Below are 19,212 nucleotides of genomic sequence, written 5' to 3'. Positions count from 1 at the left end.
TCAGACGTGGCGGCGGGACTGCACCACCCGGAAGCGGGAGGCGACGTACGCGCCGTCGGTGTAGGACGCGTTGGCCGCGGGGTTGGCGCCGGTGCCGTGGAAGTCGGAGTAGGCCGCGGACTGGTTGACGAAGACGCCGCCGAGGAGGTTCTCCGACAGGGCGACGCCCGCGTCGAGGGCCGCGTCGCGCATCGACGCGATGACCGGCTCGGAGGTCGCGTAGACCGCCGCCGTCATCGCGCCGTGGCGCTGCACGGTGTCGCGGAAGAGGTCGATCGACTCCTCGGTGGAGGACGTGGTGATCAGGTAGGCCACCGGGCCGAAGCACTCGGACTCGTAGACGTCGGCGTCCTTGGCCGACAGCTGGACGAGGGTGGGGGTGCGCACCGTCGCGTCGGCGTACGCCGGGTGCGTGACCGTGCGCGAGGCGACCAGCACATCGCCGCGGGAGCCGACCTGCTCGAGCCGCTCGAGCACGCCGGCGTTGACCACGCCGCCGAGCAGCTCGACCGCGCGGGCGTCGTCGCCGAGCAACTTGTCGAGGGCCGCCTCGATGCCCGCGGCCACCTCGGCGACCGTCTTGACGCCGTCGTCGGTCGCGATGCCGGACTCGGGGAGGTAGACGTTCTGCGGGGCCGTGCACATCTGGCCGGAGTAGAGGGAGAACGAGAACGCGAGGTTCTGGCACATCGCCCGGAAGTCGGACGTGGAGTCGATGACGACGGTGTTGACGCCGGCCTTCTCGGTGAAGACCGTGGCCTGGCGGGCGTTGGCCTCGAGCCAGTCGCCGAAGGCGTTGCCGCCGGTGAAGTCGATCAGCTTGACCTCGGGCCGCACCGCGAGGACGGCGGCGAGCTTGTCGGCGGGGTCCTCGGCGGCCAGCGTGACGAGGTTGGGGTCGAAGCCGGCTTCGGCCAGCACCTCCTGACAGGCCTGCACCGTGATCGCGAGCGGCAGCACCGCCGAGGCGTGCGGCTTCACGACGACCGGGTTGCCGGTGACCAGCGAGGCGAACAGGCCGGGCCAGGAGTTCCAGGTCGGGAAGGTGTTGCAGCCGATGACCAGCGCGACGCCGCGCGGCACCACGGTGAAGGTCTTCTCCATCCGCAGCGGCTCGCCACGGCCGGGCTTCTCCCACAGCGCGGTGGCGGGGGTGCGGGTCATCTCGGTCCAGGCGTAGGCGATCGCCTCGAGGGCGCGGTCGAGCGCGTGCGCGCCGCCGGCCTGGAAGGCCATCACGAAGGCCTGGCCGCTGGTGTGCTGGACGGCGTTGGCCAGCTCGAAGATCCGGCCGTGCAGGCGCGCCAGGATCTCCAGGCAGACGCCGGTGCGGGCCTCGGGGCCGGCGTCGCGCCAGGCCTTCTTGCCCGCCTCGGCCGCGGCCAGCAGCGCGTCGACGCCGGCCGGGGTCACGCGGGGGTAGGTGACGCCCAGGTCGAAGCCGAACGGCGACCGCTCGGTCGCCACGGTGCCCTCGGCGCCCGGCGTGCTCAGCGGGAAGGCGCCGTCGAGCCAGGACTTCCACGCCGCGACACCGTCGGCGGCGGCGTTCTCGCCGTAGACCCGCGGCGAGGGGGACTCGTCGAAGGCGGAGAAGTAGCCACGGGTGGCGCAGGCCGCCACGGCGGCGTCGAGGCGGTCACGGTGCTGGGCGAAGAGGTCCGGCGACGTTGTCATGGCGCCACCCAATCCCCTCGGCGGGCGGTGACGCAACTCACGGAGGGGCCAGACCATAGGGTGACGGCCATGGGTGCACGGGGACTCGGGGTGGTGCTGCTCCTCGCCCTGCTCGGGGTGGGCGGCGGCTACGCCTGGGCGCAGCACCGCGAGCCGACGGCGGTGACCTTCCGCGACGCGGGCCCGGTGCCCGCGAGCAGCCCGTCGCTGCCGGTCGACCCGGTGCGGCCGTACGCCGCCGACATCCCCTACCCGCCCCTGTTGCCGAGCCTGACCTACAAGCGGCACGTCATCGGCAGCCCGGGCTTCCAGTGGACCTACCGGGCGCCGCGGGGCTGGGTGCGCACGGAGGAGTACGACAACGAGTACCGGTGGCGCCCGCGCGGCGAGCCCGAGATCGGCGGCTACAGCCTGCGCGTCAAGATCGCCAGCGAGCACAAGACCCGGGAGCAGATGGTCGCGCAGAAGCTGGCCGCGATGCAGGCCGGCTACCAGGACGTCGAGATCATCGGCCAGACGACCGACCTGCTGTCCTTCAGCTACCGCGACGCGGTCCGCAACACCCAGCGCTTCAACACGTTCATGTGGTTCTCGATCCCCGGCGAGACCGAGGCGAAGTTCGAGATGTCCGTCGTCGGCCGGTCCGTCGACCGGGCCGGTCTCGACGACCTGCTGGCGACGGTGTCCCGGAGCATCTCGCCCGTGCAGTAGCGGGCGTCAGATGCCGCGGGTCTCGACGGAGTCGAGCACGGCGTTGGCGGTCGCCCGGGTGGCGCTGCGCACCTGGATCCAGAGAAGCCGGTTGTCCGCGACCTGCACCACCCGCTCGACGGTGACCCCGCCGGGGCAGTCGGTGTAGACGACGGTGACCGAGGAGCCGAGGTCGCCCTCGTCGGTGTAGGGCGACTGGGCGGTCCGGCACTCGGGGTGCTGCGGCACCTGGCTGGGGAGCTCGGTGCCGGCGAGGATCCCGAGGAAGACGCCCTGCGCGGTCGACGCCGGGGCGGTCCAGTCGGGGCTCGTCCCGACCGAGAGGGCGGCGTACCGGGTCTTGTCGAGGGGTGAGCGCCAGCCCGCGTCGGCGACCGCCCGGTGCCAGGTCGAGGGGACGGTCACGAACAGCGAGCCGCCGTCGTCGCCCAGCGTCACGTCGCGGTCGGCCCGACGCTGCTCCGCGGCGTACCCACCGGCGGCGCCGGCCGCCAGCGCGACGGCGCCGACGAGCGCCGCGGCGACCGTGCGGCCGCGGCGCCGGGGCTTCGCGGGTGGCTGGGGATCGGGCAGGACCGTGCCGGCGACCGGGCGCGGCGAGGGCCGGGCACCGGGCTGGGTGAGGGCGGGGTCGACGGGCAGCCACGGGGCCGGCGCCGTGCTCGCGGCATCCCGGCCGAGCGCGGCGGTCAGCGCCTCGACGTAGGACCGGACGTCGGGCCAGCGGTCCTCGCGGTCGGGGGCCAGGCCACGGCGTACGACGGCGTCGACCTCGGCCGGGAAGGGCCGCTCCGGCGTCGAGAGCGACGGGGGCGGGCCGGGCTCGGCGGCCGCGGCCAGCGTCGCATGGGAGTAGGGCGCCCGGCCGGCGAGGAGCAGGTGGGTGAGCGCGGCGAGGGAGTACTGGTCGGCGCGGGCGTCGAGGCTCTCCCCCTGCGCCTGCTCGGGCGCGACGAAGGAGGGGGTGCCGGCGATCATCGTCAGCCGCGAGGACATGTCGAGCGCCTTGCCGAGCCCGAGGTCGCCCATCATCGCCCGGACCTCGGTGCCGGTCCCGGCCTCGGCGGTGCGGAAGAGGACGTTGGCCGGCTTCACGTCGCGGTGCAGGATGTTGCGCTCGTGCAGCGCCTGGAGGCCGGCGCCGACCTGACGGATCACCTCGAGCGCCTGCTCGGGGGTGAGCCCCTCGACGTCGAGCCGGTCCGCGAGCGTGCCCTGGTCGGCGTACGACATCACGAGGTAGGGGCGGCCGTCCTCGAGCTCGCCGGCGTCGTAGACGGACACGACGTGGGGCGACTCGACCTTGCGCAGGTAGCGGCCCTCCTCGAGGAAACGGCCCCGCACGTGGTGGTCCTCGGTCCAGTTGTCCGCGAGCACCTTGATCGCCACCGGGGAGTCGAGCTGCTCGTCGTAGGCGAGCCAGACCGTGGCGAAGCCGCCCGCTCCGATGCGCCGGCGCACGGCGTAGCGACCGAGGCGGGAGGGCATGGACACGGAGGCATCATGCCAAGAAGCCCGGCCGGGGCGCTGGTCGCCGGATCGGGGTCGACCCCGAGGGCGTCTCGGGGGTGCGACCGGGGTCGAGTTCAGCGGCTTCCCCGATGCGCACCGACCCCCGGTCAGGCGAGTCTTCTCGACATGATCTCCATCGACTCCCTCACCCGGACCTACGGCAGCTTCACGGCCGTCGACGACGTGACGTTCACGGCCCGTCCGGGCCGCGTCACCGGGTTCCTCGGCCCCAACGGTGCCGGCAAGTCCACGACGATGCGCGTCCTGGTCGGGCTCACGCCCGCCACCTCGGGAACCGCCACGGTCTGCGGTCGGCGTTTCGCCGACCTGCCCAACCCCGGCCTCGAGGTCGGCGTGCTGCTCGACGCCTCGGCGCAGCACGCCGGCCGCACCGGCCGGGAGATCCTCACCGTCGCCGCCCGCACGATGGGCCTGCCAGGTGGTCGCGTGGACGAGATCCTCGACCTCGTCAGCCTGACGCCGGAGGAGGCTGGCCGCCGCGTGCGGCACTACTCCCTCGGCATGCGGCAGCGGCTCGGCATCGCGACCGCGCTGCTCGGCGAGCCGGAGGTGCTGATCCTCGACGAGCCCGCCAACGGCCTCGACCCGGCCGGCATCCGGTGGATGCGCGACCTGCTGCGGGGGTACGCCGACCGCGGCGCGACCGTCCTGCTGTCCTCGCACCTCCTGCACGAGATCGAGGTCATCGCCGACGACCTGGTCGTGATCGGCAACGGCCGGATCGTCGCCCAGGGCACCAAGGCCGAGCTGCTGCAGGCGGCCGGCACCGTCGTACGGGCCGCGGACCGCGACCACCTGTCGCGGGCGCTGACCGCCTCCGGCATCACTCACCACGCCAGCGGCGGCGACGCCCTGCGCACCGACGCCGACCCCGACCTCGTCGGCGAGGTCGCCCTGCGGGCCGGCATCGCCCTGCGCGAGCTGCGCAGCGCCGACGGCGCCGGGCTCGAGGAGATGTTCCTCGAGCTCACCGCGGACACCCAGCGCGAAGGAACCCGAGAAGGAGTGGCGGCATGACCACCATGACCCCCGCAGCAACCAGCGGCCTGCCCCAGAAGCCGGCCCACCGGCCCGTGACCCGCACCGCCCCTCCGGCGCCGATCCCGTTCTCGCGGGTGGTCGCCGTGGAGGCCCGCAAGTCGTTCGACACCCGCTCCGGCTTCTGGCTGCTCGCGAGCATCGGCATCACCGCCCTGCTCGCCACCGGCGCCGTGCTGCTGTGGGCGCCGCGCGACGAACTGACCTACGACACGTTCGCCGGCGCGATCGGCTTCCCGATGGCGGTGATCCTGCCGATGGTGGCCGTGCTCGCGGTGACCAGCGAGTGGAGCCAGCGCAGCGGCCTGACGACGTTCACGCTCGTGCCGCACCGCGGCCGGGTGATCGCCGCCAAGGCGGTCGTCGCCGTGGCCGTCGGCGTCGGCTCGATGCTGGTCGCCATGGTGATCGGTGCGATCGGCAACGTCGTCGGGTCGGCGATCGCCGGCGTCGACACCGTCTGGGACGACGGGCCGCGGACGCTCGCGTTCATCGTGCTCGGCAACGTCCTGGGCCTGCTGATCGGCTTCATGCTCGGCGTGGTGATCCGCAACTCGGCGGGCGCGATCGTGGGCTACTTCGTCTACGGCTTCGTGCTCCCGACGCTGGCGATGCTGCTGGCCAACGGGCAGGCGTGGTTCCACGACTTGCAGCCGTGGGTCGACTTCAACTTCGCCCAGGGCCAGCTCTTCAACGGCACCATGACCGGCGAGCAGTGGGGCCAGCTCGGCACCAGCGGACTCATCTGGCTGGTCGCGCCGCTGGCCGTCGGCCTGACGATGCTGATGCGGTCCGAGGTGAAGTAGCCCCGGAATCGTGACCGAACCGTAGAACCCGGCCCCGGCCGGGTCCTACGGGTTCTGGACTATCTTCGGGGTGTTGCGACAGGGGCCTCGGGGGCCCACGGATCGGGCAAGACAATCGGGGGAGATCGGCGTGGAGGCACGCACTGCTGACGAGATCGACGAGCTGGCGCGGCGCGCCCAGGAGGGCGACCGCGACGCGCTCGAGGTGCTGCTCGGGGCGATCCGGCCGCGGGCGCTCAACGTCTGCCGCGGGGTGCTCCCCTACACCCCCGACGCCGAGGACGCCTGCCAGGAGGCGCTGATCAACATCGCGGCCAAGATCGGGTCGTGGGGTGGCCGGGGCCGGTTCACGACGTGGATGCACGTCGTGGCGGTGAACTCCGCGAGGTCGACGTACCGCCGGATGAAGAACCAGGCCGTGCCCGCCGACCCGCACGCCGCGACCGGACCGATGGACCGGCCCGACCCCCGCACCACCAGCGTCATCGCCGGCACCCGCCTCGACCTGCTCGAGGCGATGGAGACCATCGAGCGCGACCACCCGCAGTTCGTGGAGCCGCTGATCCTGCGCGACGTCTACGGGATGTCCTACGAGGAGATCGCCGAGCAGGTCGGCGCACCGCTCGGCACCGTGAAGGCCCAGATCCACCACGGCCGCAAGCTCGCCCGGCCGTTGCTGCGCGGCGGCGTCGAATGAGGCTGGCCGGCGGGGTCGTCGCCCTCGCCCTGGCCTGGACGTCGCTCGCCGCGTGCGACTCCTCCTCGCCGAAGGCCGACCCGTCGCCGGTCTCCGCCTCCTCGTCGGCATCCCGGGCCATCGAGCCGGTCGGGGGCGCGGCGACCGTCGCGACCGACGACCCGTCCCTGGACGCCGCGGTGAGCGAACCGGTCGAGGACCGGGTCTACCCCTCCGTCGGCGACCCGTCGGTCGACGCGCTGCACTACGACCTCGACCTGGCCTGGACGCCCTCGAGCGACACCCTGACCGCGGTGGAGACGCTGGTCTTCCGCGCCACCGCGACCGGCGACCACGTCCAGCTCGACCTCGGCCAGGCGCTGACCGTCTCGTCGGTGACGGTGGACGGCGCGGACGTGGAGTTCGACCACCCCGGCAAGGACCTCGTGGTGCACCTCGACACCCGGGCCGACCGGCGCTACACGATGGTGATCTCCTACGCCGGCTCCCCGCGGCCGGTCAGCGCCCCCACGACCCGGGGCGACTTCAGCACGCTCGGCTGGACCACGACGACCGACCACGCCGCCTGGACGATGCAGGAGCCCTACGGCGCCTACAGCTGGTACGCCGTCAACGACCAGCCGGCCGACAAGGCGCTCTACTCGTTCACGATCGCGGCGCCCGAGCCGATGATGGGCGTCGCCAACGGCACGCTGGACTCGCGCGACATGCAGGACGGCACCAGCATCACGCGCTGGCACCTCGACGAGCCGGCATCGTCGTACCTCGTCACGATCGCGGTCGGCGACTTCCAGGAGACCAAGGACCGCTCGACCAGCGGCGTGCCGATCACCTACTGGACCCCGCGCGGTGCGGCGTACACGATCAAGGGGCTCCGGTCGACCGCTCCGGCCGTCGACTGGGTCGAGGGCAAGCTCGGGCCCTATCCCTTCTCCAGCCTGGGCATCCTGCTCGTCGACTCGCGGTCGGGCATGGAGACGCAGACGATGATCACGCTCGGGCGGACCGACTACACCACCGCGCCGCAGGTGCTCGTGCACGAGATCGTGCACCAGTGGTACGGCGACGAGGTCACCCCGCGCGACTGGCGCGACGTGTGGATGAGCGAGGGGATGGCGCTCTACCTGCAGGGGCTGTGGGAGGCCGAGCACGACCACCGGTCGGTCGAGTCGCTGATGGCCGAGTGGGGCAGCATCGAGCCGCAGATGCGCCGTGAGTCCGGGCCGCCGGCCGACTACGACCCGGCGACGTTCGGCGAGGGCAACATCTACTACGGCCCCGCGCTGATGTGGGACGAGCTGCGCAAGCGGCTGGGCGACGACGAGTTCTGGCGGCTCGTGCGGGAGTGGCCGACCGTGCACGAGGACGGCAACGCGGGCTACGACGACATCACGTCGTGGTGGTCGCAGCAGTCCGGGCGCGACCTGCAGCCGTTCTTCGACGCGTGGCTGCTCGGCCGGAAGTCGCCGCCCCGCACCTGACGCCGCCCCGTCTCTTGTTGGATCTGTGCTCTGGGCGAACACCCTTGCGGTCCGGTCGGCGCCGTAGTCGGCTGAACCCATGAAGCTCCTGGTGCTGGGTGGGTCGGTGTTCCTGTCGCGTGCGGTCGCCGAGGACGCGGTCCGCCGCGGCCACGAGGTCACGTGCGCGTGCCGCGGCTCGTCGGGGTCGGTGCCGTTCGGCGCCCGGCACGTCGTGACCGACCGGGCCGCGGGGTTGCCCGACGAGCTGGGCGACTTCGACGCGGTCGTCGACGTGGCCCGGCACCCGTCGTGGGTCCGCGCCGCGGTGGCGCGCTTTCCCCTTGCCCACTGGGTCTTCGTGTCCACCGTCAACGTCTACGAGGACGAGTCGACGCCCGGGGGTCGCCCCGGCACGCTGCCGCTGCGCGAGCCGATCCACGAGGACGTGGACCTCTCGGTCGACGGCGAGGCCTACGGCCCGATGAAGGTCGCGTGCGAGGAGATCGTGCTCGACGGGGTCGCGTCCGCGATGGTGGTCCGGCCCGGGCTGATCGTCGGCCCCGGCGACCCCACGGGCCGGTTCACCTACTGGCCGGCCCGGCTCGGCGCGGTCTCCGACGGCGACGAGGTGCTCGCGCCGGGCTCGCCGGACGACGCGGTCCAGGTGATCGACGTACGCGACCTGGCGGAGTGGGTCGTCGACTCCTGCGAGGCCCGCACCGAGGGCGTCTACGACGGGGTCGGGCCGACCACGCGGATCGAGGACGTGCTGGCGGCGACGGCCGAGGGCACCGGGGTGTCGCCCGCGTGGACGTGGGTGCCGCAGGAGTTCCTGGCCGACCGCGACGTCGCACCGTGGGCCGGGCCGCGGGCGGTGCCGCTGTGGCTGCCGCGCCCGGAGTACGACGGCATGCTGGCTCACGACGTCCAACCCTCCCTCGACGCCGGGCTCCGGCCGCGGCCGGTCGCCGACACCGCCCGCGACACGCTGGCCTGGCTGCGGGCCCACCCCGACGCGACCGTCACCGGTGTCAGCCGGGAGGACGAGCTCGAGGTCCTCGCCGCCTGGCACGAGGCAGGGCATAGCCTGCCCGCGTGACGCATCGACTCAACGCAGCAGAGCTCATCGGCCTGGTCCTCGACGAGGGCTCCTGGAGCTCGTGGGACGTCCCGCCCGTGCGGTCGGGGCTGTCGGAGGAGTACGCCGCCGAGCTCGCCGCCGCCGCGGCGAAGAGCGGCGTCGACGAGTCCGTGCTGTCCGGTGAGGGCCTCATGCACGGCCGCCGCGTGGCGGTGGTGGTCGGCGAGTTCGGCTTCCTGGCCGGGTCGATCGGGCGCGCGTCGGCCGACCGGCTCGTGGCCGCCATCGAGCGGGCGACCAGCGAGGGCCTGCCGCTGCTCGCCGCGCCCGTCAGCGGCGGCACCCGCATGCAGGAGGGCACGCCGGCGTTCGTGCAGATGGTCCGGATCTCCGCGGCCGTCGCGGCCCACAAGGCCGCGGGCCTCCCCTACCTCGTCTACCTGCGGCACCCCACCACCGGCGGCGTGATGGCGTCCTGGGGCTCGCTCGGCCACGTGACGGTCGCCGAGCCCGGCGCGCTGGTCGGCTTCCTGGGCCCGCGTGTCTACTCCGCGCTCTACGGCAAGGAGTTCCCCGCGGACGTGCAGACGTCGGAGAACCTCTACGCGCGCGGCATCATCGACGCCGTCGTCCCGCCCGAGGAGATCGCCGGCATCCTCGACCGCGCGCTGACGATCCTGCTGGCGCCCCGGCACGGCATCAAGCCGGTCCCGGCGCCGGTGCCGCTGACGCCGCTCCCGGACGTCGAGACGTGGGACGCCGTCACGCGGTCAAGGCGCCCCGACCGGCCCGGCGTACGCCGTCTCCTCAAGTACGCCGCCACCGACGTCGTACCCCTCAACGGCACCGGGCAGGGCGAGCACGACCCCGGCCTGCTGATCGCGCTGGTGCGCTTCGGCGAGGCGCCGTGCGTGTTCCTCGGCCAGGACCGGCGCGGCCAGACCGCGGACCACCCGATGGGTCCCGAGGCGCTGCGCGAGGCGCGGCGCGGGATGCGCCTCGCGTCCGAGCTGGGGCTGCCGCTCGTGACGGTCATCGACACGCAGGGCGCGGCCCTCTCCCCCGAGGCGGAGAACGGCGGCCTCGCCGGCGAGATCGCGCGCAGCCTGGCCGACCTGGTCACCCTCGACGCCCCGACCCTGTGCCTGATGCTCGGCGAGGGCAACGGTGGCGGGGCGCTGGCGTTCCTGCCGGCCGACCGGGTCGTCGCGGCCCAGCACGCCTGGCTCTCGCCGCTGCCGCCCGAGGGCGCGAGCGCGATCGTGCACCGCGACCTCGACCACGCCCCCGAGATGGCGCGGCAGCAGCGGGTGCGGGCGCTCGACCTGGCCGAGCTCGGCATCGTCGACCGGATCGTCGCCGAGCTGCCCGACGCCGCGGACGAGCCCGAGGCGTTCTGCCAGCGGGTCGGATCGGTGCTCGAGCACGAGCTGGCCGCGCTGCTCGAGGCCGGGCCCGGGTCGCCGGCCGACCGTGCGGCCCGCTACATCTGAGCCCGCCGTGAAGACCTACGTCGTCACGGGCGCTGCGTCCGGCATCGGTGCGGCCACGACCGCACTGCTCCGCGCGCAGGGCCACAGGGTGCTGACCGTCGACCTCGCCGGGCCGGGGATCGACGTGCTGGCCGACCTCTCGTCGGCGTCGGGTCGGGCCGCGGCGGTGTCCGGCGTCGCTGCCCTGGCTGACACGATCGACGGCTGCGTGCCCTGCGCGGGGATCGCCGGGCTCACCGGCGTCGATCCAGCCCTGGTCGTGTCGGTGAACTACTTCGGCGCGGTCGAGGTGCTGGCCGGGCTGCGGCCGCTGATGCGGCCGGGGGCCGCGGTCGTGGTGCTGTCGTCGAACTCGGTCACCGCGCAGCCCGGCTGGAGCGGCGACGTCGCGGAGGCCTGCCTGGCCGGCGACGAGAGCCGTGCCCGCGAGGTGGCCGCGGGGGTCGAAGCCGTCGAGGTCTACCCGGCTACCAAGGCGGCGCTGGCGCACTGGGCGCGGCGCGCGGGCGTCACTCCCGACTGGATCGGGGCGGGGATCCGGCTCAACGCCGTCGCCCCCGGCCTGGTCGCCACCCCGATGACCGATCGGCTGCGCGAGGACCCGGTGCTGGGGGTGTTCGCCGACGCCTACCCCTCGGCGATCGGGCGCCCGGGTCGCCCCGACGAGGTCGCGGCCGCGATCGCCTTCCTGCTCTCCGACGCCGCCAGCCTGGTCGTCGGGTCGGTGCTGTTCGTCGACGGCGGCACCGACGCCCTGCTGCACCCCCTCGAGCCCGCCGGGTCCCCGGTCAGCGGCAGGCGACCGTCGCCCTGACGACCGCCGCCGCGACGGCCGGGAACGGCGCGAGGTCCCGGTCGAGGTAGTTCATCCGCGCGTCGAACAGCCCGTCGGCGACCATCTCCTCCAGCCCGACCCTGCGGATGACGTCGCGTGCCACGCACCGCGCCTGGGCGGGCGTCACGTCGCCCCGGGCGGCCAGCGCCTGCGCGAGCCCGGCGGTCGCCCGCTGCTCTGCCGCGCGGTCTGCGGCCGGGGACGCGGAAGCGGTGGAGCCGGTCGACGGCGGTCTCGTCGGCCCGTCCCCGCGCGACGCGGCCCAGGCGACACCTCCCCCGCCCACGAGCAGGAGCGCGACGGCGGCCGCCGCGACGAGCGTCGTACGTCGGGAGGGGGCGGGCGCAGCCTCGGGCAGCGCCACGGCAGCCCGGAGCGCGTCGCGCATCGCGGTGGCCGACGGGAAGCGGTCGTCCGGCCGCTTGGCCATGGCGGTCCGCAGCACGGCGTTGACGGCCTCGACCAGCGGTCCCGTGCCCGGGAGCTGCGGCACCGGCTGCTCGCGGTGGGCGGTGACGACCTGGAAGTCCGACGTGCCGGAGTACGGCGCCCTCGCGGTGAGGGTCGCCCAGAGCAGGCAGCCCAGGGAGTAGACGTCGCTGGCGACGCCGGCCATGCCGCCGGTGTGGAGCTCGGGCGCCATCCAGGCCGGGGTGCCGACCGTGTGCACGGTCGCCGAGGACCCGTCGCCGACGAGGCGCGCGATCCCGAAGTCGGCGAGGTAGGCCCGTACCTGCCCGTCGCCTCTCCGGAGCAGCACGTTGGCCGGCTTGATGTCGCGGTGCACCAGCCCGGCGGCGTGGGCATCGGCGAGGCCGGACGCCACCTGGGCGATCAGGACCAGCGCGGTCCGCACCGGCGGTGCCCCGTGGGCGTGGAGCAGGTGTCCGAGGTCGCCGTCGGGGACGAGCTGCGTCGCGATCCACAGCCGGCCGCCCGACTCACCGTGGGCGAAGACCCGCACCACGTGCTCGGAGTCCAGCGACGCCTGCGCCTGGGCCTCACGGGTGAACCGCGCGCGGAAGCCGGGGTCGTCGGCCAGGTGCGGCGAGATCACCTTGAGCGCCACCGGCCGGCGCAGGGTCTCGTCGGTCGCCGCGAACACGACCCCCATGCCGCCGCCCCCGAGGCGACGGCCGACCCGGTAGGGCCCCAGGAGTTCCCCGAGCGCTGGGTAGCCGGTGGTCACGCCCTCGTTCTACCCCGGCGGGCGGGTCCCATGCCTGCCCCGTCCACAGGCGACGAGTCGGCGCAACTGCCCGGCAGTTGCGCCAGTGAGACTTGTGTCGGTGTCGTGGAGGACGTGCTGACCCGAGTTGCGCCCTGTCGTCGCTGACTGACTTTGAGTCGATTCGATCGCGCGTTCTCCACGACCCAGCTCGATGCGCATTCAGGGCGCGCCGGCCGGGCTCGTGACTTGATAGGAGCCTGGCTGAGGTCTCATCACTGGTTTGTCCGTGACCCGGCTCGGCGCGCTGTCCCTGTTGAAAGGACGGCACCAGCATGACTCACAACCACACGCAGATCGAGTCCGCCCAGGTCGGGATCTACGGCGGCGTGGACACCCACCTGGACTTCCACGTCGCGGCCGCGGTCAACGCACTCGGCGCGCTGCTGGGCACCGCGGTCTTCGCGACCACGGTCCAGGGCTATGCCGAACTACTGGCCTGGCTCCGCGCCTGGGGCCCACTGGCCCAGGTCGGGGTCGAGGGAACCGGCTCCTACGGCGCCGGCCTGGCCCGTCACCTGCACCGCCACGATGTCGAGGTCCTCGAGATCAACCGGCCCGACCGGGCCAGCCGCCGACGCCGCGGGAAGACCGACGCCTACGACGCCGAGGCAGCCGCCCGGACCGCGTTGGCCGGTCACGCCCGGGCCGCCAAGATCAACACCGGGGCCGTGGAGTCGCTGCGGATGCTGAAGCTGCAACGCGACTCCGCGGTCAAGCAGCGCACCGCCACGCTCAACCAGATGCACCAGCTCAGGGTCACCGCGCCCCAAGAACTCCGCGAACAACTGACCGGCCTGACCAAACACACCCTGGCCACCCACTGCGTGCGGTTCCGCGTCACCCGCGACACCAACAGACTCACCGACCCCGTCCAGGCCGCCAAGAAGGCCCTGCATGGACTGGCCCGCCGAGTCCTGGCGCTCACCGCGGAGATCACCGAACTCGACGCCGACATCGCGGCCCTGACCAGCGCCATCGCCCCGGCCACCAGTGCCGCGGCCGGTGTCGGGGCCCAGACCGTGGCACAACTGCTGATCGCCATCGGCGAGCAACCCGAACGGTTCCACAGCGAGGCCGGCTTCGCCGCCCTGTGCGGCACCAGTCCAATCCCGGCCTCCTCAGGGAAGACCCAACGTCACCGCCTCAACCGCGGCGGGAACCGACAAGCCAACAGTGCCCTGCACATGGCCACCCTCAACCGGCTCTGCCACCACCCACCGACCAGGGCCTACATCGCCGCCCGGACCACCGATGCCAAGTCGGACCCCCACCTGCGCCGCAAGCTCAAGCGCTACCTCGCCCGCGAACTCTTCACCCTGCTCCGACAAGACCTACGAGCCCTCAACACCCCCGCCATCGCGGCTTGACGCGTCATAGGAGCATCGACTCGACCTCAGAACAGCAGCGCGGAGGCGGGATCCTCGAGGATGCCGGCCACGTCGGCGAGGAAGCGCGAGCCCTTCTCACCGTCGATGTGGCGGTGGTCGAAGGACAGCGCCAGCGTCGTGATCTGGCGGGCGACGATCTCGTCGTCCACCACCCACGGCTGCTTGCGGACCGCGCCGAAGCACAGGATCGCCGACTCGCCGGGGTTGATGATCGGCGTGCCCGCATCGACGCCGAAGACGCCGACGTTGGTGATCGTGAACGTGCCGCCGCTCATCTCGGCCGGCTGGGTCTTGCCCTCGCGGGCCGTGGCCGTGAGCTGGTTGAGCGAACCCGCCAGCTCGAGCAGCGACTGGCTGTCGGCGTCCTTGACGTTCGGGACGACGAGCCCGCGCGGGGTCGCGGCCGCGATGCCGAGGTTGACGTAGTGCTTGAGCACGACCTCCTGCGCCGCCTCGTCCCAGAACGAGTTGATCTCAGGAGTACGGCGCATCGCCAGGATCACCGCACGCGACAGCACCAGCAGCGGGCTGACCTTGACGTCCTTGAACTCGCGCCGCTTCTTCAGCCGGTCGACGAACTCCATCGTGGCGGTCACGTCGACGGTGATCCACTCGGTGACGTGCGGGCTGGTGAAGGCCGACTGGCTCATCGCCTGCGCCATCATCTTGCGGACGCCCTTGATCGGCTCGCGGGTCTCCCGCTGGCCGGGCCGGACGTCATGCGAGGTGGCTGCCGGGGCAGCCGACGCGTATGACGTCGCGCCCGAGGCGGCCGCCTCGACGTCGCCACGCGTGACGGTGCCACCGGGACCGCTGGCGACCAGCGAGGCGAGGTCGACGCCGAGGTCCTTGGCCAGCTTGCGCACCGGCGGCTTGGCCAGCGCACGCGCGGCACCCGGGGTGGTCGCGGCGGCCGGCACGAACTCGCTGGCCGGCTGCGGGGTGCGGGCCGAGGTGGCCGGGACCGGCGTCTCGTCGGCCGCGATCACCTCGTCGCTCTGCGCGCCACCGGGCGCGAAGGCGCCCTGCAGCTGCAGCTGGGTGTTGGCGCCGGCCTCGGTCGCGGGCGACGCCGAGCCCTTGCGGGCACGACGGATCGGGCCGCGGTCGGCCTTGTTGCGGCCGACCAGGCTCTCGCCCTCGCCGCCACCGCTGGCGGCGGGGTTGGACAGGTCGATCTCCATCTCGGGCGCCGGGGTGCTCGCGGCCGGGGCCGGGGCGGCCGGCGCCGCGGCGGCGGCGTTCGGGTCGCCGATCGAGATGATCGGCGTGCCGACGGGGACCATCTCGCCCTCGGGCACCATCAGCTCGAGCACCGTGCCGGCGAACGGCGACGGCAGCTCGACCAGCGACTTGGCGGTCTCGATCTCGACGATGATGTCGTTGATCGCGACGACGTCGCCGACCTTGACCTTCCAGGCCACGATCTCGGCCTCGGTCAGGCCTTCGCCGACGTCGGGCAGCTTGAACTCAGACATGCAGGGCTCCTCAGTAGGCCAGCGAGCGGTCGACGGCGTCCAGCACCCGGTCGAGGTCGGGGAGGAAGTCCTCCTCGATCCGCGAGGCGGGGTACGGCGTGTCGAAGCCGCCGACGCGCAGCACCGGCGCCTCCAGGGAGTAGAAGCACTCCTCGGTGATCCGGGCCGACACCTCGGCACCCATGCCGAGGTTGACGTGCGCCTCGTGGGTGATGATCGCGCGGCCAGTGCGACGCACCGACTCGAAGACCGGACCCATGTCCAGCGGGGAGAGCGTGCGCAGGTCGATGACCTCCAGCGACTTGCCCTCGCCCGCGGCGGCCTCGGCGGCCTTGAGCGCCGTCTTCACCATCGGGCCGTAGGCCAGCACGGTGGCGTCGGTGCCCTGCTTGACCACGCGCGAGGTGAACAGCGGCTCGGGCTGCACCGACTCGTCGAGGTCCATCTTGTCGGCGTGGTACTGCCGCTTGGGCTCGAGGAAGATCACCGGGTCGTCGGAGGCGATGGCCTGCTGGATCATCCAGTAGCCGTCGACCGGGTTGGAGCACGCGACGACCTTGAGGCCGGGCGTGTGCGCGAACTGCGCCTCGGGCGACTCCGAGTGGTGCTCGACCGCGCCGATGCCACCGCCGAACGGGATGCGGATGACCATCGGCATCTTCGAGCGGCCCTTGGAGCGGTAGTGCATCTTCGCGACCTGGCACACGATCTGGTCGTAGGCCGGGTAGACGAAGCCGTCGAACTGGATCTCCACGACCGGGCGGTAGCCGCGCAGCGCCATGCCGACCGCGGTGCCGACGATGCCGGACTCCGCGAGCGGGCTGTCGATGACGCGGTCCTCGCCGAAGTCCTTCTGCAGGCCGTCGGTGATCCGGAAGACGCCGCCGAGCTTGCCGACGTCCTCACCCATGATGAGGACCTTCGGGTCATCCTCCATCGCCTTGCGCAGCCCCATGTTGAGGCCCTTGGCGAGCGTGATCTTGGTGCTCATCAGGAGTGCGCTCCTTCGAAGGTCTCGAGGTACGCCGCGTAGCCCTCGCGCTGCACGCGCAGCTCCTCGGTCTCCTCGGCGTAGACGTGGTCGAACATGCTCATCGGCTTGGGGTCGGGCAGCGCCTTGCAGCCCTCGCGCAGGTGGTGACCGAGCTCGTCGGCCTCCTGCTTCACCCCGTCGAAGAACGCGTCGTCGGCCAGGCCGTTGCGCTTGAGGTAGACCTCGACGCGGGCGATCGGGTCCTTGAGCTTCCAGTGCTCGACGTCGTCGCTGAGCCGGTAGCGGGTCGGGTCGTCGGTCGTGGTGTGCGCACCCATGCGGTAGGTGTAGGCCTCGACCAGCGTGGGGCCCTGGCCGTCGCGGGCACGCTGGAGCGCGGCCTGCGTGACGGCGTACGTCGCCAGCACGTCGTTGCCGTCGACGCGGACGCCCGGGAAGCCGAAGCCCAGGGCGCGCTGGTAGAGCGGGATGCGGGTCTGGCGCTCGATGGGCTCGGAGATCGCCCACTGGTTGTTCTGGCAGAAGAACACGACCGGAGCGTTGTAGGACGCCGCGAAGATGAACGCCTCGTTGACGTCGCCCTGCGAGGACGCACCGTCACCGAAGTGGGCGATCACGGCCGCGTCGCGCTCGGGGTCGCCGGTGCCGACGTCGCCGTCGCGCTGGATGCCCATGGCGTAGCCGGTCGCGTGCAGCGCCTGCGCGCCGATCACGATCGTGTAGAGGCCGAAGTTGTTGTCGTTGGGGTTCCACGCGCCGTGGTCGACACCGCGGAAGAGGCCCAGCAGGTTGAGCGGGTCGACGCCGCGGCAGTAGGCGACGCCGTGCTCGCGGTAGGTCGGGAAGACGTAGTCCTGCGGGCGCAGCGCGCGGCCGGCGCCGATCTGGGCGGCCTCCTGGCCGAGCAGCTGGGCCCAGATGCCGAGCTCGCCGTGGCGCTGCAGCGCGGTGGCCTCGGTGTCGATCCGCCGGGTCAGGACCATGTCGCGGTAGAAGCCGCGCAGGTCCTCGGCGGAGAAGTCGTGGTCGAACTCCGGGTGGTGAACCCGTTCGCCTTCCGGCGTCAGGAGCTGGACGAGGTCGGGGCCACCGTCACGCTGGGAGGGTCCGAAGACCTCCACCAGGTCGGGGCCGAAGCCTGGCTGCTGGGTCACGTGCTCTCCTTCGAGGTCACCGGCTCCGCGGGGTCTCCGCATGCCGCAGGAACCGGGGGTGACGGGCGAGGGGGTGGTCCGCCGTCGTGCCCGGTCCAACTGATTGAGGGCGTCACGACGTGACACCCCAGCGTCTCGAAAGCTGCTGTGATCGGCACCACATCGTGCACCGCCCAACCTACCGGGGGTCCCGGTCGGGCCGCCAATCCGGCGTCCTCCCCCTATCGTTGGCCCCTATCGTTGGCCCGGCACAGCACGGCGAGCAGCGAGCGAGCAGCAAGGGAGTGGAGCGGTGGCGAGCAGGACCCTGCGCACCCGTTCCCTCATCGGTACGACGCTCGTGGCGCTCGCCCTGTCGACCGGCCTGGCGAGCGGCCTCTCCGGCTGCAGCCTCATCAAGGACCCGGCCGCACGGCCCCACCCCGGCGGCCCCTCGGTGAGCCCGACCGGCCCGGTGGCCTCGGCCTCGCCGACGAGCGCGCCGATCGCCTTCGCCGAGAAGGACCAGCGCCGCTTCCCCGAGGAGGGCGTGCGCACCGCCGCGGTCGGCCGCGACGTCGTGCTGACGATGACCGACTCGACGGTCATCGCGCGGTCGCTGCCCGAGCTCGACACGGCGTACTCCCTGTCGGCGGCCGAGGACCGCTTCACCGACCTGTGGACCGACCCGCCGGCGGGCATCGGCTACACGCTGGAGGTCTCGACCGACGCCGGGTCGGGCACCGCGGTCGGCCGGGAGCACTACGCCGTGCAGCGCTTCGACCTCGAGACCGGCGAGATCGCCGAGACGGTCACGGCCACCCTGCCGCAGGACCCCGGCGGCTCCGCGAGCGACGCGACGGCCCGGATCGCCGGCGTGGAGGGCGACCGCGTCGTGCTCGACTCGTGGGTGCCGGGCGCCGGCAGCAGCCACACGGTCGTCGTGGTCGACCTGGCCAACCGGGCCCGCCCCTGGCAGGCCCGCCCCGCCCAGGTGCTCGCCGCGACCGACGACCTGGTCGTCGTCGACACCGGCACGACCGAGGTGGCCGGACGCATCGAGGCGCTCGACCTGCGGACCGGCCGGCGCCAGTGGGCCGCCCTGCCCGGCACGCTCGGCGCCACCGCCGTGGGCACCACCGACGACGCGGTGACGATCGCCCGCGACGACAACGTCTTCCCCGACGCCACCGTCACCCGGCTGCAGCTGGCCGACGGCACGCCCTCCAAGCCGGTCCCGGCCACCGCCTGGGACTGGTCCTGCACGCCGACCGCCGGCACCGTCACCGTCTGCACGTTGGCCGACAACGACCAGGGCGACACCGACCGGGTGGTGGGCTGGGACCTCGCGTCCGACCGGCGCGTGTGGTCGCTGCCCACGGCCAACCGGTTCGCACCGATCGTGACGGCGGTCCGCGGCAACCTGGTCTACGGGTTGCTCGACTCGGGCCAGGGCGTGGTGCTCGACGGGGTCACCGGCGAGGACGTCGCGGGCGACACCGGCGGCGCCCCGATGGCGCTCAACGACTGGGGCGGCGTGCTGCTCTACGACGGCACCGCCCTCTTCCTGCCGGCCACCACGCCGTCGAAGGACGGCGGCCGCGACTTCCCGACCGAGTCGCCGACGGCCCCGCCGACCGGCTGAGCGCCCGAT

At 73.0% G+C, this 19,212-nt stretch carries 16 protein-coding genes; 10 read left to right on the top strand and 6 right to left on the bottom strand.

The window, feature by feature from the left end; translation table 11 throughout:
• Complete coding sequence (gene paaN, locus EJF31_RS12070; protein WP_125037271.1) at positions 1-1,677, bottom strand: phenylacetic acid degradation protein PaaN; 1,677 nt, start codon at positions 1,675-1,677, stop codon at positions 1-3.
• 69 nt (positions 1,678-1,746) lie between these two features.
• Between paaN and EJF31_RS12065 the strand changes: the two genes are divergently transcribed.
• Positions 1,747-2,388 carry a hypothetical protein gene (locus EJF31_RS12065; protein WP_125037270.1) on the top strand — a complete coding sequence of 214 codons (642 nt, stop codon included), beginning with the start codon at positions 1,747-1,749 and terminating at the stop codon, positions 2,386-2,388.
• 6 nt (positions 2,389-2,394) lie between these two features.
• Here the strand turns inward: EJF31_RS12065 and EJF31_RS12060 are convergent, their stop codons facing one another.
• Entirely contained in the window at positions 2,395-3,876 is a 1,482-nt protein-coding gene (locus EJF31_RS12060; protein ID WP_260430857.1) for a serine/threonine-protein kinase, read from the bottom strand.
• A 150-nt stretch (positions 3,877-4,026) separates the two neighbouring features.
• Here EJF31_RS12060 and EJF31_RS12055 point away from each other — a divergent pair, with 150 nt between their 5' ends.
• The 7 genes from EJF31_RS12055 to EJF31_RS12025 all read left to right on the top strand — a co-directional run bounded on the left by EJF31_RS12055 (position 4,027) and on the right by EJF31_RS12025 (position 11,313).
• Positions 4,027-4,938 (top strand): ABC transporter ATP-binding protein, encoded by a 912-nt coding sequence (locus EJF31_RS12055; RefSeq protein WP_125037268.1) that lies wholly within the window; start codon positions 4,027-4,029, stop codon positions 4,936-4,938.
• Positions 4,935-5,765, top strand: coding sequence for an ABC transporter permease subunit (locus EJF31_RS12050; protein ID WP_125037267.1), 831 nt, complete (start codon positions 4,935-4,937; stop codon positions 5,763-5,765). The genes EJF31_RS12055 and EJF31_RS12050 overlap by 4 nt, the downstream gene beginning before the upstream one ends.
• A 130-nt stretch (positions 5,766-5,895) precedes the next feature.
• Entirely contained in the window at positions 5,896-6,462 is a 567-nt protein-coding gene (locus tag EJF31_RS12045) for an RNA polymerase sigma factor (protein ID WP_260430797.1), read from the top strand.
• Positions 6,459-7,943 (top strand): M1 family metallopeptidase, encoded by a 1,485-nt coding sequence (locus tag EJF31_RS12040; protein ID WP_125037266.1) that lies wholly within the window; start codon positions 6,459-6,461, stop codon positions 7,941-7,943. Before EJF31_RS12045 ends, EJF31_RS12040 begins: the two co-directional genes overlap by 4 nt.
• 79 nt (positions 7,944-8,022) lie before the next feature.
• Positions 8,023-9,024, top strand: coding sequence for an epimerase (locus EJF31_RS12035; protein WP_125037265.1), 1,002 nt, complete (start codon positions 8,023-8,025; stop codon positions 9,022-9,024).
• Positions 9,021-10,499 carry a carboxyl transferase domain-containing protein gene (locus EJF31_RS12030; RefSeq protein ID WP_125037264.1) on the top strand — a complete coding sequence of 493 codons (1,479 nt, stop codon included), beginning with the start codon at positions 9,021-9,023 and terminating at the stop codon, positions 10,497-10,499. Before EJF31_RS12035 ends, EJF31_RS12030 begins: the two co-directional genes overlap by 4 nt.
• Positions 10,500-10,506: 7 nt before the next feature.
• Positions 10,507-11,313, top strand: a complete 807-nt coding sequence (locus EJF31_RS12025; protein ID WP_125037263.1) for an SDR family oxidoreductase — start codon at positions 10,507-10,509, stop codon at positions 11,311-11,313.
• Here EJF31_RS12025 and EJF31_RS12020 read toward each other — a convergent pair.
• Positions 11,288-12,523: a serine/threonine-protein kinase gene (locus EJF31_RS12020; RefSeq protein ID WP_125037262.1), complete on the bottom strand. Its 1,236-nt coding sequence runs from the start codon at positions 12,521-12,523 to the stop codon at positions 11,288-11,290. The two genes, EJF31_RS12025 and EJF31_RS12020, sit on opposite strands and share 26 nt — an antisense overlap.
• 314 nt (positions 12,524-12,837) lie before the next feature.
• Here EJF31_RS12020 and EJF31_RS12015 point away from each other — a divergent pair, with 314 nt between their 5' ends.
• Positions 12,838-13,932: an IS110 family transposase gene (locus EJF31_RS12015; RefSeq protein ID WP_125037261.1), complete on the top strand. Its 1,095-nt coding sequence runs from the start codon at positions 12,838-12,840 to the stop codon at positions 13,930-13,932.
• 26 nt (positions 13,933-13,958) lie between these two features.
• On the opposite strand, the gene EJF31_RS12010 is transcribed toward EJF31_RS12015, so the two are convergent.
• From EJF31_RS12010 to pdhA, 3 genes are read right to left on the bottom strand one after another with little or no spacing between them, the layout of a single operon-like run.
• Positions 13,959-15,431 carry a dihydrolipoamide acetyltransferase family protein gene (locus tag EJF31_RS12010; protein WP_125037260.1) on the bottom strand — a complete coding sequence of 491 codons (1,473 nt, stop codon included), beginning with the start codon at positions 15,429-15,431 and terminating at the stop codon, positions 13,959-13,961.
• 10 nt (positions 15,432-15,441) lie between these two features.
• The gene (locus tag EJF31_RS12005) at positions 15,442-16,422 is read right to left on the bottom strand and encodes an alpha-ketoacid dehydrogenase subunit beta (RefSeq protein ID WP_125037259.1); all 981 of its coding nucleotides are present in this window, start codon (positions 16,420-16,422) and stop codon (positions 15,442-15,444) included.
• Positions 16,422-17,621 carry a pyruvate dehydrogenase (acetyl-transferring) E1 component subunit alpha gene (pdhA, locus tag EJF31_RS12000; RefSeq protein WP_125037258.1) on the bottom strand — a complete coding sequence of 400 codons (1,200 nt, stop codon included), beginning with the start codon at positions 17,619-17,621 and terminating at the stop codon, positions 16,422-16,424. The genes EJF31_RS12005 and pdhA overlap by 1 nt, the downstream gene beginning before the upstream one ends.
• Positions 17,622-17,871: 250 nt before the next feature.
• On the opposite strand from pdhA, the gene EJF31_RS11995 reads away from it, so the two are divergent.
• Positions 17,872-19,203, top strand: a complete 1,332-nt coding sequence (locus tag EJF31_RS11995) for a hypothetical protein (RefSeq protein ID WP_125037257.1) — start codon at positions 17,872-17,874, stop codon at positions 19,201-19,203.
• The last annotated feature ends 9 nt before the right edge of the window (positions 19,204-19,212 follow it).

Origin of the sequence: Nocardioides sp. LS1 (assembly GCF_003865225.1) — a bacterium.
In the GTDB taxonomy this organism is placed as follows: Bacteria; Actinomycetota; Actinomycetes; order Propionibacteriales; family Nocardioidaceae; genus Nocardioides; species Nocardioides ginsengisegetis.
The sequence above is the reverse complement of the archived record's forward strand: the minus strand, read 5'-3'. Positions and strand labels throughout refer to the sequence as shown.